We start from the raw sequence: 13,422 nt of genomic DNA on the forward strand, positions 1-13,422 counted from the left end.
AACCCATGACAGCCACCCACGAACGCAGCGTGCCGAAGCCGACGTTCACCGACGCCGAAGCGGGTGCGAAGGTCTTCCCCGACTCCGACGCCCGGCGGTTCAACTACTTCACCGCCGCCAAGCGCAAGCAGAGCCACTACGAAGACGTCACCGTCGAGGTCCAGCCCGACCCGCGGCACTACCTGTCCCAGGGCTGGCTCTACGCCTTCGCCGACGGCCAGGGCGGCTACCCGCTGGAGTGGACCGCGCTGAAGGCGTGGGGTTCCGACCGGCCGCTGCCCGAACGCGGCCCGGGCTCCGGCGGCCGGGGCTACGACTGGCCGGCCCTCGGCTGGCACGAGTTCCGCGACCCCAACGAAGAGTGGGAGCTCACCCTCTACCGCTACAACGCGAACGTCGTCCGCCAGCTCAACCAGAACATCGACGCCGCCCGGCAGGCCAAGGCGTTCGAGCAGTGGAACCGCAACTGGGTCGACTTCGTCGCCAAGCACGTCGGCGCGTGGATGCACGTCGACCACGGCCTCGGCCTGTACCTGTTCGCCAACGCCAACCGGCGCGCCCCGACGAACATGCACAACAACGCCATCTCGGTGAACAGCATGCACCGCATCCGCGCGGCGCAGGACCTGGCGCTGTACAACCTGACGCTCACCGAGGAGATCGAGGGCTTCGACGGCACCGCCCACCTGGCCACCTGGAACGAGGACCCGGCTTGGCAGGGCGTGCGGGACACCGCCGAGCAGCTGACCGGGATCTGGGACTGGGGCGAGGCGATCTTCGCCGCGAACGTGGTCTTCGAGCCGCTCGTCGGCGAGCTGTTCCGCAGCAATCTGGTGCAGCAGGCCGCACCCGCGAACGGCGACTTCGTCACCCCGACGCTGATCGGCGCCGAAGAGTTCGACTTCTCCGAACGCGACCTCCGCTACACCAAGGCGATGTTCCACCTGCTGGTCAACGACAAGGAGTTCGGCGCGCACAACCAGGCGCTGCTGCAGAAGTGGCTCGAGGACTGGGTGCCGAAGAGCATCGCCGCCGCCCGCGCCCTGCAGCCGCTGTGGTCGCAGCCCGACGCCAAGCCGATCCGGTTCGAGGACGGTCTCGACCGGGCGAAGAGCCGGTTCGCCGGAATCCTGTCCGAATTGGGCCTCAAGGCACCCGAGGAGCTGGGCCAGTGACTGTCTTCAAGACCGCGGAAAGCCCGTTCAAGGCCGACAACACCGCGTCGAACATGTGCGGTTTCACCCTGATGAACAACCAGGTCGGCGCGATCATCGCGGAAGTCATGTCCACCAAGGAGAACGTGACCGTGACCCCGCTGCCGTCGATGATCCGCGTCGACGCCCGTGGCCGGACGGACCTGGTCTACGCCGAGGTCGACGAGGCCGCCGGCGAAGAAGAGGGCTGGTTCAACGCGGCCGAGTTCGAGGAGAGCATGTCCACCCACTACGGGCGGATGATTCACGAGGACGACCGCACGATCATGTTCGCCAACCCCGAGGACGCGGCCGAATACCTCGACTTCGACCTGAAGGTAATCCGCTAGGAACACCGCACTCGATCCCGCTCAGGAGGATCAGGAATGTACGAAAAAGACGGCGAAAAATACTTCGTGGTGGACGCCCACACCCACTTCTGGGACGCGAGCCCGGAGAACTGGGTGGAAGGCCAGGAGGAATACGCCAAGGGCTGGATCGAGTGCTTCCACGCCTACCAGGGGCTCGGACCGAAGGAGACGCACTGGCCGATCGACCGGTTCCAGAAGTACTCCGAGGAACTGATGATGCACGACCTGTTCGAGGTGGGGCACGTCGACAAGGCCATCTTCCAGCCGACCAACCTGCGGCAGTGGTACAAGACGGGCTTCAACACCACCGAGAACGACGGCGCGCTGGCCGAAAAGCACCCGGACAAGTTCCTCGTCAACACCACCTTCGACCCGCGGGAAGGCGACGCGGGGATGAAGGCGTTCGAGGAGCGCGTGAAGCGGTACAACTGCAAGGGTGTCAAGCTCTACACGGCCGAGTGGCGGGGCGGCTCCCGCGGCTGGAGCCTGAAGGACCCCGCCGCCGCTCGCTACCTCGAGAAGTGCGAAGAACTCGGCGTCACCAACGTCCACATCCACAAGGGACCGACGATCTGGCCCCTGGACAAGGACGCCTTCGACGTGTCCGATGTGGACCAGGTGGCGACGAGCTTCCAGGGCCTGAACTTCATCGTCGAGCACGTCGGCCTGCCGCGCATCGAGGACTTCTGCTTCATGGCCACCCAGGAGCGGAACGTCTACGCGGGGCTCGCCGTCGTCGTCGGCGGCCTGATGCACGCCCGCCCGAAGTTCTTCGCGAAGGTCATGGGTGAGCTGATGTTCTGGCTCGGCGAGGACAAGCTGATCTTCGGCGCGGACTACGCGATCTGGGAGCCCAAGTGGCAGGTCGAGGGCTTCGTCGACTGGAACATGCCGGCCGACGACGAGCTGTCGGACTTCGCGCCGCTGACCGTCGACCAGAAGAAGAAGATCCTCGGGCTGAACGCCGCCCGCCTCTACGGCATCGACGTCCCCGAGGAGCTGAAGCTCGCGGATCCGAAAAACGTCGAGCCCGTCGGCGTGCCGAACTCATGACCACGCTGGTGACCGGGGCCCGCGCCGCCGTGTGGGCGGCGCTGGGCACGGTCCGGGATCCCGAACTGGACGAACCCCTCACCGACCTCGGGTTCGTGGCCCGCTGCGAGGTGAGCGACGCGGGCCACGCCGTCGTCCGGCTGCGGCTGCCGACGTACTTCTGCGCGCCCAACTTCGCGTTCCTGATGGTGGCGGACGCCTACGACGCCGCGGCCGGGGTGCCGGGCCTGACCGGGCTCGACATCCGGCTCGACGACCACTTCGCGTCCGACGTCATCAACCGCGGGGTGGCCGCGCGGCAGGGGTTCGTGGCGTCGTTCGAGGGCGAAGCCGCCGACGAACTCGACACCCTGCGGCACGACTTCGTCCGCAAGGCCGTGCTGGCCGGCACCGACCGCGTCTGCCGGTCCCTCGGTCGAGACCCGCGATCGCTGACCCTCGGCGATGTCCCGCCGAGCCCGGACCTCGACCGGTTGCGGGCCCGTCGCCGCGAACTCGGCCTGCCCGCCGAGGACGGCGACCCGCTGCTGCTCGACCCCGCGACCGGCGCCGCAGTAGCCCCGGCCGACGCGAAGCGGCACCTCGCCTTCGCGCGGCTGACGCGCACCAGCATGGAGGCCAACTCGGGCGTCTGCCGCGGCATGCTGCGCGCGCGGTACGCCCTGACCAGCGAAGAGGAGGGCACGGGATGAAGGCCGTGCGGCTGCAGAAGTACCACGAGCACCCGGTGATCGACGACGTCCCGGAGCCGCGCGCCACCGGGCCCTTCGACGTCGTGGTCAAGATCGGCGGCGCCGGCGTCTGCCGCACCGACCTGCACATCATCGAGGAGCAGTGGGCCGGGAAGTCCGGGGTCGAGCTGCCGTACACGATCGGGCACGAGAACGCGGGCTGGGTGCACGAGGTCGGCCCGGCGGTGACGAACGTCGAGGTCGGCGACACGGTCATCCTGCACCCGACGCCGACGTGCGGGCTGTGCCACGCCTGCCGCGCCGGCGACGACATGCACTGTCCCAGCGGGAGCTTCCCGGGCATCGACAGCGACGGCGGGATGGCGGAGTACCTGCTGACGTCGGCGCGGGCGTGCATCAAGCTCGACCCGGGGACCCAGCCCGGTGATGTCGCCGCTCTCGCCGACGCGGGCATCACCGCCTACCACGCGGTGCGCAAGGCCGTGCCGCGCCTGTACCCGGGCACCACCTGCGTCGTCAACGGCGCCGGCGGCCTCGGGCACATCGGCATCCAGTCACTGCGAGCGTTGACCGCCGCCCGCGTGATCGTCGTGGACCGCAACGCCGACGCCCTCGAACTGGCGTCGACCCTGGGAGCGGACGAAACGGTGCTGGCCGACGGCAAGCAGGTCGAGGCGGTGCTCGACCTGACCGATGGCCACGGCGCCGAGGTCGTCCTCGACTTCGTCGCCGAGCAGGGCGCCCAGCAGGACGCCTTCGCGATGACCCGCCGCGCCGGGTCGCACTTCGTCATCGGCTACGGCTCGAACATCGAGATCCCGACGATCGACATCATCTCCACCGAACGCAACGTCATCGGCAACCTGGTCGGTACCTACAACGACCTGGCGGAGCTGATGGTCCTCGCCCAGGCCGGGAAGGTCACCCTCCACACGAAGAAGTACCCCCTGGACGCGGCGCTCGACGCGCTGGCCGACCTCGACGCCGGACGCGTGCGCGGCCGGGCCATCCTCACCCCCTAGGAGCACCGCACATGGCGAAGGAACTGCGGTTCGGCCCGGACGCCCGCGACCTGCTGCTGGCGGGCGTCGACAAGCTGGCCGAAGCGGTCAAGTCCACCCTCGGCCCCAAGGGCCGCAACGTGATCATCGAGAAGATCACCGGCTCGCCGGTGGTCACCAACGACGGCGTCACCATCGCCCGCGAGATCCACCTGAAGAACCAGTTCGAGAACATGGGCGCGCAGCTGGTCAAGGAAGCGGCGATCAAGACGAACGACGTCGTCGGCGACGGCACCACCACGGCCACCGTGCTCGCGCAGGCGATCGTCCGCGAAGGAATGCGGGCCATTTCGGCCGGCGGCAATCCGGTGCTCGTCAAACGCGGCATCGACCACGCGGTCGGCCTGCTGGTGGCGCACCTGGAGAAGCAGGCCCACCCGGTGGTGTCCGAACAGGACTACGCGCGGGTGGCGGCGATCTCGGCCAACGACGACGACGCCGTCGGCGCGGTGATCGCCAAGGCCCTGCACACCGTCGGCGACGGCGGGGTGGTGACCGTCGAGGAGTCGCCGTCGATCGGGATGAGCGTCGAGTTCGTCGAAGGGTTCGAGTTCGACAACGGTTACCTCTCGCCGTACCTGGTCACCGACCCGGGCCGGCTGGAAGCGGTGCTCGACGACCCGTACATCCTGATGTGCGCGGAGAAGATCACCAAGGTGCAGCAGCTGATGCCGCTGCTCGACAAGGTGATGCGCGCGCCCCGGCCGCTGGTGGTGATCGGCGAGACGGTCGAGGGCACGGCGCTGTCCATGCTGGTGCACAACCACATGAACGGCACCTTCCAGTCGGTCGCCGTCCGCGCGCCCGGCTTCGGCGACCGGCGGCTGCACAAGCTGGAGGACCTCGCGGCCATCGTCGGCGGCGCGGTGCTCTCGCGGCAGTCCGGGTTCACGATGGAGACGATGACCCTCGACCACCTCGGCCGGGCCAAGCAGGTCCGGGTCACCGAGAACCGCACCACGATCGTGGGCGGCGCGGGTTCTTCGGAGGCCGTGGAGTTCCGGGTCGGGCAGCTGCGGGCGGAGCTGGAGCGCGCGCAGTTCGGCGTCGACGAGGACGTCCTGACCGAGCGGATCGGGGCGCTGACCGGCAAGGTCGCGGTCGTCCGGGTCGGCGCCGCCACCCCGGCGGAGCTGAAGGAACTGCAGCACCGGGTCGAGGACGCCCTGTCGGCGACCCGGGCGGCGATGGCCGAGGGCATCGTGGCCGGCGGGGGAGCGGCACTGCTGCACGCCGAGAAGGCGTTGGAGGGCCTCGGGCTGGAGGGCGACCAGGCGATCGGTGTCGAGATCGTCCGGCGGGCCCTGGCCGAACCGGCGTTCCTGATCGCGCACAACGCGGGCCACCCGGCCCACGAGATCGTCGCGCGGACCCGGGAACTGGGCGACGACGAGGGCTTCGACGCGCTCCACGACCGCTACGGCGACATGGTCTCGATGGGCGTCGTCGATCCGCTGCGGGTGTGCCGTTCGGCGGTGCAGAACGGTGCTTCGGTCGCGGGCCTGCTGCTCACGACGAACTCGCTGATCGCCGAGGAACAGACCCCGTGGGGCGGCAGCGCGGCCCTGATGACCGAGTTCGGCCCGCTGGACGAAGGCCTGCACCAGCCCTCGCCGGACGCCAGCACGCCGCAGTCCCTCGGGATGGGCCCCTCCGTCGGCTGAGCTCTCCGGCCCGCGGAGTGCGGAGGTCTCCCCGCCGGTGTCCTGAGCCCCGGCGGGGAGTCCTCCGGCTCAGGGGGTGAGCCCGTGCCGGGCCAGTTCGTGCCCGGCGAGCTTCTCGATGACGCCCCGGTCACGCTCCCGCCAGCCGGTGGCCGGCTCACCGACGGAAGCCAGGCGCCCCAACGGCTGCGTGGCCAGGGCCCGCAACGCGAGCAGATCCAGTCCTTCGTCGCCGAGGGCCCGCAGGCTCGCGGCCGCCGTGGCGCGGCGGGTGTAGCGCCACCGCAGCGGGAGCCAGGTCACCACCAGCGCCAGCACCGGCAGCGCGATGATGATCGCCGCCATCCACCAGGCCAGGTTCTCGACGGCTTCGATCTGCCAGCGGCCCGCGTCCGTGAGCTTGGTCCCGACGTCCGAACCGCCGTGGAGGGCCTTCGCGAGCGCGTCCCCGACGAGCGGGATCCTGTCGGCGGAGTTCGCCGCGGAGTCGAAGGTGCCGCGCAGGCCGGTGCCGGCGTCGACGAGCCCGTCCCCGGGCGCCCGCAGCTTCATGACTTCGTCGTACACCGAGGTCGCCAGCCACACCGCGAAGACGACGAGCAGCACGGCCAGGAGATCGCTCACGAGCTGGGCGGTACGGCGGATCGGCCGTTCGGCGTAGAGCTGCATCGGGGGGCGCCTTTCGCGGTGGGGGAGCGCGGCCACGGCAACGTACCCGCCGCGCTTGCGGGCGAACCGCCGCGGTGATCTATGACGCCGGTCATAGTGTGTTCTCCCGGGTGGTGTGCTCTCATGGCACTATGACCACTGTCATAGAGGACGTGGACCGCGAGCGTGTCGCCGCCGTCGTCGCGGCCTGCTCGCCCGACAGCCTCCGGCGCCGGTTCATGATGGGCGGATCCGCCCGCCCGGCCGACGTTTTCGAGCGTTACCAGCGGTTTCTGCTCGCCGGGCCACCGGCGGGCGTCGCGCTGCTCGCCTACCGCGGGGGCACGCCGGTGGGGCTGCTCAACTTGGTCTCCGAGACGCCGGGTGAGGCGGAGGCCGGGATCCTCGTCGCCGACGCGTGGCAGCGGCAGGGGATCGGCAGCGCGCTGAGCCGGTGGCTGTGGGCGTCCGGGCGCTGGGCGGGCTGGACCGTGCGGGCCACCGTGTCGGCCGGGAACACCGGAGCCGAGGCGCTCCTGCTGGGTCAAGGCTTCCGCCCGGTGCCCGCCTACGAGCGCGGCGAGCGGGACTTCGCCCTGGTCGTGCCGGACTGGGCTACCATGACGGACGTCATGAAGGAGGCGGTCGATGACCAGGACACCGCGCGAGCGGATGGTGCTCAGCGCCGCGCAGCTGGTGCGGATCCACGGTGTCGGGGCGACCGGCATGCGGGACGTGGTCGCCCACGCCGAAGCGCCGCGGGGGTCCCTGCAGCACTACTTCCCCGGCGGTAAGGACCAGCTGATCGCCGAAGCCGTCGCCTGGGCCGGCGACTACGCCGCCCGGCGGGTGGCGCGCGTCGCGGCGAAGCTCGAGGATCCGACCCCCGGCAACCTCTTCGAGGCCATGGCGGCCCAGTGGCGCGACGAGTTCACGACGGCGGGCTTCGACGCGGGCTGCCCGCTGGTGGCGACGGTCGCCGACACGGCCGCGACCAGCGACGAACTGCGGGAAGCCGTCGGCAAGGCCTTCGACGGCTGGCAACGCCCGGTCGCTGCCACCCTCGAGCAGCTGGGCGTCCCCCCGGCCCGCAGCACGTCACTGGCGGTGCTGATGCTCAGCACCCTCGAGGGCGCGATCGTCCTGGCCAGGGCACACCAGGACGTCGCACCGCTCGACACGGTGGTCGCGGAGCTGCGGCCGCTGCTCGACGGCGCCGTGGACCGGCGGCGCCGCCGCGAGATCTGAGGTGGCCACGGACGAGCCGATGTCGTTCCACCCGCACGACGAAGCGGCTGGTCCTGCGGCCGCGGTGCTCGAAGCCGCGACGGCGACCGGGCGGAAGCGGCACCATCACGTGTCCACAGGGGACAGTGGTGGGGTCGTCCGGCCGACTCGCTCGCTGCCCTTGAGCTCTCGGAAGAATTCCCGGATGTCGCCCACCAGGACTTCCGGCGCCTGAAGGGACGCGAAGTGCCCACCGGTGTCGTACTCCGACCACCTCGTCACCGTGTTCGACAGCTCGGCCAGCCCCCGGAGCGCGTGGTCGCCCCGGAAGTTCGCCACGGCGGTCGGGACGCCGGAGGGGGCGGGCCGCTCGCCCCAGCCGTCCTGGCCGGCCTCCAGGTAGAGGCGCGCGGCCGAGCCGGCGGTGCCGGTGAGCCAGAAGATCGTCACGTTCGTCAGGATGGCGTCCCGGCTCACCGGTGTCTGGTTCGTGGCCGTGGGGTCCCAGTCGACGAACCACTCGAGGTTCCAGGCCAGCTGCCCGGCGGGGGAGTCGTTGAGCGCGTAGGCCAGGGTCTGCGGGCGGGTGGCCATCTGCGTGGCGTAGCCGGAGTGGGCGTACCACCAGGTTTCGTTCTCCCGCGCCCGTTTCCGGTCCTCTTCGGACAGCCGGTCGAGATCACCGGGAGCGGTCGGCACCCCGGCGTTGGCGACGGCGTTGACGTGCACGCCCAGCACCGCTTCGGGAGCGACACGGCCGAGCTCGGGGGAGACGATGCTGCCGAAGTCGCCGCCCTGGGCGCCGTAGCGTTCGTAGCCGAGCCGCCGCATCAGCTCGGCCCAGGCCCGGGCGGTCCGGCGCGTGTTCCAGCCCGGTGCTCCGGTCGCGCCGGAGAAGGCGAACCCGGGCACCGACGGCGCGACCACGTGGAAGGCGTCCTCCGGGTCGCCGCCGTGGGCGCGGGGGTCGGTGAGCGGCCCGAGGACGTCGAGGAAGTCGGCGACCGTGCTCGGCCAGCCGTGGGTCATGATCAGCGGGGTGGCGCCGGGCTCGGGGGAGCGGACGTGCAGGAAGTGGATGCGCTGGCCGTCGATGGTGGTCGTGAACTGGGGGTGGGCGTTGAGCCGGGCTTCCTGGGCCCGCCAGTCGAAGCTCGTTCGCCAGTACTCGGCGAGCTCGGCGAGGTAGGCCTGGCTGACGCCGTAGTCCCAGCCGGCGCCGGGTAGCTCGCCCGGCCAGCGGGTCTTGGCCAGGCGGTCGTGGAGCTCGTCGAGGTCTCGCTGGGGGACGTCGAGGTGGAAGGGATCCATGCGGCGACCCTCTCGCCCGTGTAGGACAGCTTCGGTCCTCGACGTCTGGCAGTCTTCGGGAATGCGCGAAACCTCCGGCCGGCTGCTCCGGCTGCTGCCGCTGCTGCAGGCGCACCGGGACTGGCCGGGTACCGAGCTCGCGGACCGCCTCGGCGTGACGACGCGCACGGTGCGCCGCGACGTCGACCGGCTGCGGGCGCTGGGCTACCCGGTGCACGCGGCGATGGGGCCCGCCGGCGGTTACCGGCTCGGCGCCGGGGCCGAGCTGCCCCCGTTGCTGCTGGACGACGACGAGGCCGTCGCGGTGACGATCGCCCTGCACACGTCCGGCTCGGAAGAGGCGTCGCTGCGGGCGCTGAGCAAGCTTTCGCGGGTCCTTCCGTCCCGGCTGCGCCACCGCGTCGCGGCGCTGGAGGCGAGCATGCTGGCGTTGCCGGTGCGCGGCCCGGAGGTGGCGGCGGCGGTGCTCACCCGGGTTTCGGCGGCGATCCGCGCGGCAGAAACGCTGCGCTTCGACTACGTCAGCCACGACGGCACCTCGTCACGCCGGGCGGTGGAGCCCCATCGCCTGGTGTCCTGGGGACGGCGCTGGTACCTGGTCGGCTGGGACACCGGCCGCAGGGACTGGCGCACCTTCCGCGCGGACCGCCTGTCCCTGCGCACACCCAACGGACCCCGGTTCGCTCACCGCGACCCCCCGGACGGCGACCTCACGGCGTACCTGACCCGGAAGATGGGCCGGGAGATGTGGCCCTACCGCGCGGTGCTGAAGCTCCACGCGCCGGCCGCGGCGGTGGCGGGCCGCGTCGAAGGCGAGGTGACACCGATCGACTCGCGGAGCTGCCGGCTGGAGCTGGCGTCGGATTCGTGGGACATCGTGGCGTTCGTCGTCGGGATGCTCGACGTGCCGTTCGAGGTGGAGTCACCCCCGGAACTGACCGAGCGGCTCGAGGTGCTCTCCACGAGGTACGCCGCCGCCGTCAGGTCCCGCTGAGCCGGCCTTTGCCGGGGATCGCCCCGGAAACCAAGGTCGCCGAAGCGGCTCAGGTGTGCGTGCCGCCGTCGATGCGGATTTCCGTGCCCGTGATGAACTTGCCGTCGTCCGAGGCCAGCATCGCCACCACTCCCGCCACCGTCTCCGGGCCCGCCACCGCGTTGCCCACCTCCGTCGTCAACTCCGTCGGCAGGAGCGGCAGCAAGCGCCCGAACAGGGAAAAGTCGATGTTCTGGGGCAGCCAGCTCGCCGCCGAGTCCGTGATGCCGCTCTTCACGCTTCCCGGGGCGATGCTGACCGCGCGCAGGCCCTGCTTGCCGTACTCCAGGGCCAGCGAGTGCGTGAACGCCTGGATGCCGCCCTTGCTCGCGCTGTACGCCGCCATGTACGGGTGGGCGAACGATGCCGATGTCGAACTGAAGTTCACCACCACGCCGTTGTCCGAGGCCAGCAGCGACGGCAGGGCCGCGCGCGTCACCAGGAACGTGCCCGTCAGGTTCACCGCCAGCACCCGGTTCCACAGCTCCAGCGACGTCTCGTGCGTGTGCGACGCCAGCAGGATCCCGGCCGCGTTGACCAGGACGTCGAGGCCGCCGAGCACGTCGACCGCCGACTTCACCCCGAATTCCACCGATGCCTCGTCGGCCACGTCCATGACGTACGTCGTCAGGCCGCCGATGGGAGCGGCTTCCTGGGTGCCGAACAGGCCCTCTTCGGAGACGTCGGTGCCGATGACCTGGGCACCCTCCTCCATCAGGCGGAGCGTGGTGGCCCGGCCGATGCCGGAACCGGCGCCGGTGACCAGGACTCGGCGATCGCGCAGGCGTTCCATGGCGATCACCGTAGCCAAGATCTCAGAGCGCGGGCACCCTCTCGCCGGCGGGCGGCGGCCCCGGCGGCGTCCCGTCGCCGAACGGGCGGCCGCCCAGCTCTTCGCGGCCGTGCGGGGTGAGCCAGCCCGACGCGTCCGGGCCCAGCGGGACGATCCCCGTCGGATTCACGTTCTTGTGCACGACGTAGTAGTGCTCCTTGATCTGGGCGAAGTCGATCGTGTCGCCGAACCCCGGCGTCTGGAACAGGTCGCGCGTGTACGCCCACAGCACCGGCAGCTCGGTGAGCTTCTGCCGGTTGCACTTGAAGTGGCCGTGGTACACCGCGTCGAACCGCACCAGCGTCGTGAACAGCCGGATGTCCGCTTCGGTGATCGTGTCGCCCACCAGGTACCGCTGGTCCCCCAGCCGCTCCGAAAGCCAGTCGAGCCGGGCGAACAACTTGCGGTACGAGTGCTCGTACGCCTCCTGGGACCGGGCGAACCCGCACTGGTACACCGCGTTGTTGACGTCGGTGAACACCTTCTGCGCCACGTCGTCGATCTCGCCCCGCAGCTTCTCCGGATACAGCTCCGGCGCGCCGGAGCGGTGGTACGCCGTCCACTCCGTCGACATGTCCAGCGTCATCTGCGCGAAGTCGTTCGTGACGACCTGGCCGCTCGGGATGTCGACGAACGCCGGCACCGTGATGCCGCGCGGGTAGCCCGGGTCGCGCTTGAAGAACGCCTCCTGGAGGCGCTCGATGCCGAGGACCGGGTCGCGCCCGTCCGGATCGAGGTCGAAGCTCCAGCTGCGCTCGTCGTGCACCGGGCCCGCGATGCCCATCGACAGGACCGGCTCGAGGCCCAGCAGCCGGCGCACGATCACCGCGCGGTTGGCCCACGGGCACGCCCGCGCCACCACCAGCCGGTAGCGGTCCGGCTCGACCGGCCAGCCGTCGCGGCCGTCGGCCGTGATGCGGTCCGGCAGGTAGTTCAGGTCGCGCTTGTACTCGCCCTTGTCGGTCATCGGCGTCCTCAGCAGTCGTCGGTCGGGGGAGCGGCGTCCAGTGCCGCGGCCAGCCGGGCCAGCACCGGCCCGGCCGTGCGGATGTCCTCGGCGCTCAGGTGGTCGAACACCGACGCCCGCACGCGGGCGAGGTGGCCCGGGTAGGCCGCCTCCAGTCTGGCCAATCCCGCCTCGGTCAGCACGGCGTTGGACGCGCGGCCGTCCTCCGCGCAGCGGCGCTTCTCGACCAGGCCACGGCGCGTCAGGTCGTCGACGACCCGGCTGATCCGGCTCAGCGACAGCCCCGTGGTCGCGGCCAGCGCCGAGATGCGGAGCAGGTGATCCGGGGCTTCGGACAGCGCGACCAGCACCCCGTAGTCGGTGATCGCGAGCCCGGTGTCGGGCAGGAACTGGTCTTCGAGCGCTCGCGGCAGCGCGGTCATGATGCGCATCAGCGGCCGCCAGAACGCGCTTTCGTCGGGGTCGAGCGCGGACAGTTCACCCATACCGGCGACTCTACCGAAAGCTTGCTTGCGCAACCAGCCAAAGTGAGTACAGTGTCGTTGAACCCTCAATCACAGGGGGGCGCCACCACGAGGAGAGAAGAACAGCGATGACCAGCGCGACCACCTACCCCCAGCTGACCGGCGAATACACCCTCGACGCCGCCCACTCGCGGATCGGGTTCGTCGCCCGGCACGCCATGGTGACCAAGGTGCGCGGCAGCTTCAACGAGTTCACCGGCGCCGCGACCATCGACGGCGACGCGCCGGAGAAGTCGAGCGTCCAGGTGACCATCCAGGCCCACAGCATCGACACCCGCAACGCCGACCGCGACGGGCACCTGAAGAGCAACGACTTCCTGTCGATGGACGAATACCCGCAGATCACCTTCACCTCGACCGAGATCAAGCAGACCGGCGACACCAGCTTCGACGTCACCGGCGACCTGACCATCAAGGACGTCACCCGCTCGGTGACCGTCCCGTTCGAGTTCGAGGGCTCCGCGAAGGACCCGTTCGGCAACGACCGGATCGGCTTCGAGGGCTCCACCACGATCAGCCGCAAGGACTACGGCATCACCTGGAACGCCGCGCTCGAGACCGGCGGCGTGCTGGTGAGCGACAAGGTCACGCTGGAGTTCGAGATCTCCGCGATCAAGTCCGCCTGATCCCGGGAGCGGGAACCGGGCTCACCGGTTCCCGCTCGCCCGCAGGTTCCCGATGCCGACGTCGAGCGCCGCTTAGAGCAGGAGCTCGTCCTTGCCGTCCGGGAAGTAGTGGAAGAGCCGGCTCTTGCGTCTTCGATGATCCGCTGCCGCGTCCCGTCGCCCTTCGGGGTCGACTTCGGACTCACCGGTCCACTTAAATTCGCTGGCCGTGGCCGGGACA

Annotated in this window: 15 protein-coding genes; 10 read left to right on the forward strand and 5 right to left on the reverse strand. The window is 70.4% G+C overall.

All coding sequences use genetic code 11. From position 1 onward, the window contains the following. Nucleotides 1-5 precede the first annotated feature (5 nt). From QRY02_RS10910 to groL, 6 genes are read left to right on the forward strand one after another with little or no spacing between them, the layout of a single operon-like run. Entirely contained in the window at nt 6-1,175 is a 1,170-nt protein-coding gene (locus QRY02_RS10910) for a ferritin family protein (protein ID WP_285991399.1), read from the forward strand. Beyond that, the gene (mimD, locus tag QRY02_RS10915) at nt 1,172-1,543 is read left to right on the forward strand and encodes a propane 2-monooxygenase effector subunit MimD (protein WP_285991400.1); all 372 of its coding nucleotides are present in this window, start codon (nt 1,172-1,174) and stop codon (nt 1,541-1,543) included. Before QRY02_RS10910 ends, mimD begins: the two co-directional genes overlap by 4 nt. 36 nt (nt 1,544-1,579) lie before the next feature. Further along, nucleotides 1,580-2,617: an amidohydrolase family protein gene (locus tag QRY02_RS10920; protein WP_285991401.1), complete on the forward strand. Its 1,038-nt coding sequence runs from the start codon at nt 1,580-1,582 to the stop codon at nt 2,615-2,617. After that, nucleotides 2,614-3,309 (forward strand): iron-sulfur cluster assembly protein, encoded by a 696-nt coding sequence (locus QRY02_RS10925; RefSeq protein ID WP_285991402.1) that lies wholly within the window; start codon nt 2,614-2,616, stop codon nt 3,307-3,309. The genes QRY02_RS10920 and QRY02_RS10925 overlap by 4 nt, the downstream gene beginning before the upstream one ends. Further along, nucleotides 3,306-4,331: an NAD(P)-dependent alcohol dehydrogenase gene (locus tag QRY02_RS10930; protein WP_285991403.1), complete on the forward strand. Its 1,026-nt coding sequence runs from the start codon at nt 3,306-3,308 to the stop codon at nt 4,329-4,331. Before QRY02_RS10925 ends, QRY02_RS10930 begins: the two co-directional genes overlap by 4 nt. 11 nt (nt 4,332-4,342) lie before the next feature. Continuing rightward, nucleotides 4,343-6,034: a chaperonin GroEL gene (groL, locus tag QRY02_RS10935; protein ID WP_285991404.1), complete on the forward strand. Its 1,692-nt coding sequence runs from the start codon at nt 4,343-4,345 to the stop codon at nt 6,032-6,034. Nucleotides 6,035-6,103: 69 nt separating this feature from the next. Here the strand turns inward: groL and QRY02_RS10940 are convergent, their stop codons facing one another. Next, nucleotides 6,104-6,703 carry a hypothetical protein gene (locus QRY02_RS10940; protein WP_285991405.1) on the reverse strand — a complete coding sequence of 200 codons (600 nt, stop codon included), beginning with the start codon at nt 6,701-6,703 and terminating at the stop codon, nt 6,104-6,106. Between the two features lie 221 nt (nt 6,704-6,924). Here QRY02_RS10940 and QRY02_RS48555 point away from each other — a divergent pair, with 221 nt between their 5' ends. Both QRY02_RS48555 and QRY02_RS10950 read left to right on the forward strand, forming a co-directional pair. Then, nucleotides 6,925-7,476, forward strand: coding sequence for a GNAT family N-acetyltransferase (locus QRY02_RS48555; RefSeq protein WP_353069531.1), 552 nt, complete (start codon nt 6,925-6,927; stop codon nt 7,474-7,476). Further along, a complete protein-coding gene (locus QRY02_RS10950) occupies nt 7,379-7,930 on the forward strand; it encodes an LmrA/YxaF family transcription factor (protein ID WP_502874247.1) in 552 nt (183 codons plus the stop codon). Before QRY02_RS48555 ends, QRY02_RS10950 begins: the two co-directional genes overlap by 98 nt. Before the next feature lie 105 nt (nt 7,931-8,035). Here QRY02_RS10950 and QRY02_RS10955 read toward each other — a convergent pair whose 3' ends face one another. After that, entirely contained in the window at nt 8,036-9,220 is a 1,185-nt protein-coding gene (locus tag QRY02_RS10955) for an epoxide hydrolase family protein (protein WP_285991408.1), read from the reverse strand. A 61-nt stretch (nt 9,221-9,281) separates the two neighbouring features. On the opposite strand from QRY02_RS10955, the gene QRY02_RS10960 reads away from it, so the two are divergent. Further along, nucleotides 9,282-10,214, forward strand: a complete 933-nt coding sequence (locus QRY02_RS10960; protein ID WP_285991409.1) for a helix-turn-helix transcriptional regulator — start codon at nt 9,282-9,284, stop codon at nt 10,212-10,214. A 49-nt stretch (nt 10,215-10,263) separates the two neighbouring features. Here QRY02_RS10960 and QRY02_RS10965 read toward each other — a convergent pair whose 3' ends face one another. The 3 genes from QRY02_RS10965 to QRY02_RS10975 are packed head-to-tail and all read right to left on the reverse strand — an operon-like array spanning nt 10,264 to nt 12,537. After that, nucleotides 10,264-11,046, reverse strand: coding sequence for an SDR family NAD(P)-dependent oxidoreductase (locus QRY02_RS10965; protein WP_285991410.1), 783 nt, complete (start codon nt 11,044-11,046; stop codon nt 10,264-10,266). 22 nt (nt 11,047-11,068) lie between these two features. After that, nucleotides 11,069-12,052: a glutathione S-transferase family protein gene (locus tag QRY02_RS10970; RefSeq protein WP_285991411.1), complete on the reverse strand. Its 984-nt coding sequence runs from the start codon at nt 12,050-12,052 to the stop codon at nt 11,069-11,071. Nucleotides 12,053-12,060: 8 nt separating this feature from the next. Continuing rightward, nucleotides 12,061-12,537 carry a MarR family winged helix-turn-helix transcriptional regulator gene (locus QRY02_RS10975; protein WP_285991412.1) on the reverse strand — a complete coding sequence of 159 codons (477 nt, stop codon included), beginning with the start codon at nt 12,535-12,537 and terminating at the stop codon, nt 12,061-12,063. A 107-nt stretch (nt 12,538-12,644) separates the two neighbouring features. On the opposite strand from QRY02_RS10975, the gene QRY02_RS10980 reads away from it, so the two are divergent. Continuing rightward, the gene (locus tag QRY02_RS10980) at nt 12,645-13,202 is read left to right on the forward strand and encodes a YceI family protein (protein WP_086865416.1); all 558 of its coding nucleotides are present in this window, start codon (nt 12,645-12,647) and stop codon (nt 13,200-13,202) included. The last annotated feature ends 220 nt before the right edge of the window (nt 13,203-13,422 follow it).

Source organism: Amycolatopsis sp. DG1A-15b (assembly GCF_030285645.1).
Classification (GTDB): Bacteria; Actinomycetota; Actinomycetes; order Mycobacteriales; family Pseudonocardiaceae; genus Amycolatopsis.

Bases quoted from the DNA above. Each gene is read 5' to 3' on its own strand.
- QRY02_RS10930 (WP_285991403.1), top strand. From the start codon at position 3,306: ATGAAGGCCGTGCGGCTGCAGAAGTACCACGAGCACCCGGTGATCGAC.
- QRY02_RS10940 (WP_285991405.1), bottom strand. From the start codon at position 6,703: ATGCAGCTCTACGCCGAACGGCCGATCCGCCGTACCGCCCAGCTCGTG.
- groL (WP_285991404.1), top strand. From the start codon at position 4,343: ATGGCGAAGGAACTGCGGTTCGGCCCGGACGCCCGCGACCTGCTGCTG.
- QRY02_RS10965 (WP_285991410.1), bottom strand. From the start codon at position 11,046: ATGGAACGCCTGCGCGATCGCCGAGTCCTGGTCACCGGCGCCGGTTCC.
- QRY02_RS10980 (WP_086865416.1), top strand. From the start codon at position 12,645: ATGACCAGCGCGACCACCTACCCCCAGCTGACCGGCGAATACACCCTC.
- QRY02_RS10910 (WP_285991399.1), top strand. From the start codon at position 6: ATGACAGCCACCCACGAACGCAGCGTGCCGAAGCCGACGTTCACCGAC.
- QRY02_RS10960 (WP_285991409.1), top strand. From the start codon at position 9,282: ATGCGCGAAACCTCCGGCCGGCTGCTCCGGCTGCTGCCGCTGCTGCAG.
- QRY02_RS10920 (WP_285991401.1), top strand. From the start codon at position 1,580: ATGTACGAAAAAGACGGCGAAAAATACTTCGTGGTGGACGCCCACACC.
- QRY02_RS10955 (WP_285991408.1), bottom strand. From the start codon at position 9,220: ATGGATCCCTTCCACCTCGACGTCCCCCAGCGAGACCTCGACGAGCTC.
- QRY02_RS10970 (WP_285991411.1), bottom strand. From the start codon at position 12,052: ATGACCGACAAGGGCGAGTACAAGCGCGACCTGAACTACCTGCCGGAC.
- QRY02_RS10925 (WP_285991402.1), top strand. From the start codon at position 2,614: ATGACCACGCTGGTGACCGGGGCCCGCGCCGCCGTGTGGGCGGCGCTG.
- QRY02_RS48555 (WP_353069531.1), top strand. From the start codon at position 6,925: ATGGGCGGATCCGCCCGCCCGGCCGACGTTTTCGAGCGTTACCAGCGG.
- QRY02_RS10975 (WP_285991412.1), bottom strand. From the start codon at position 12,537: ATGGGTGAACTGTCCGCGCTCGACCCCGACGAAAGCGCGTTCTGGCGG.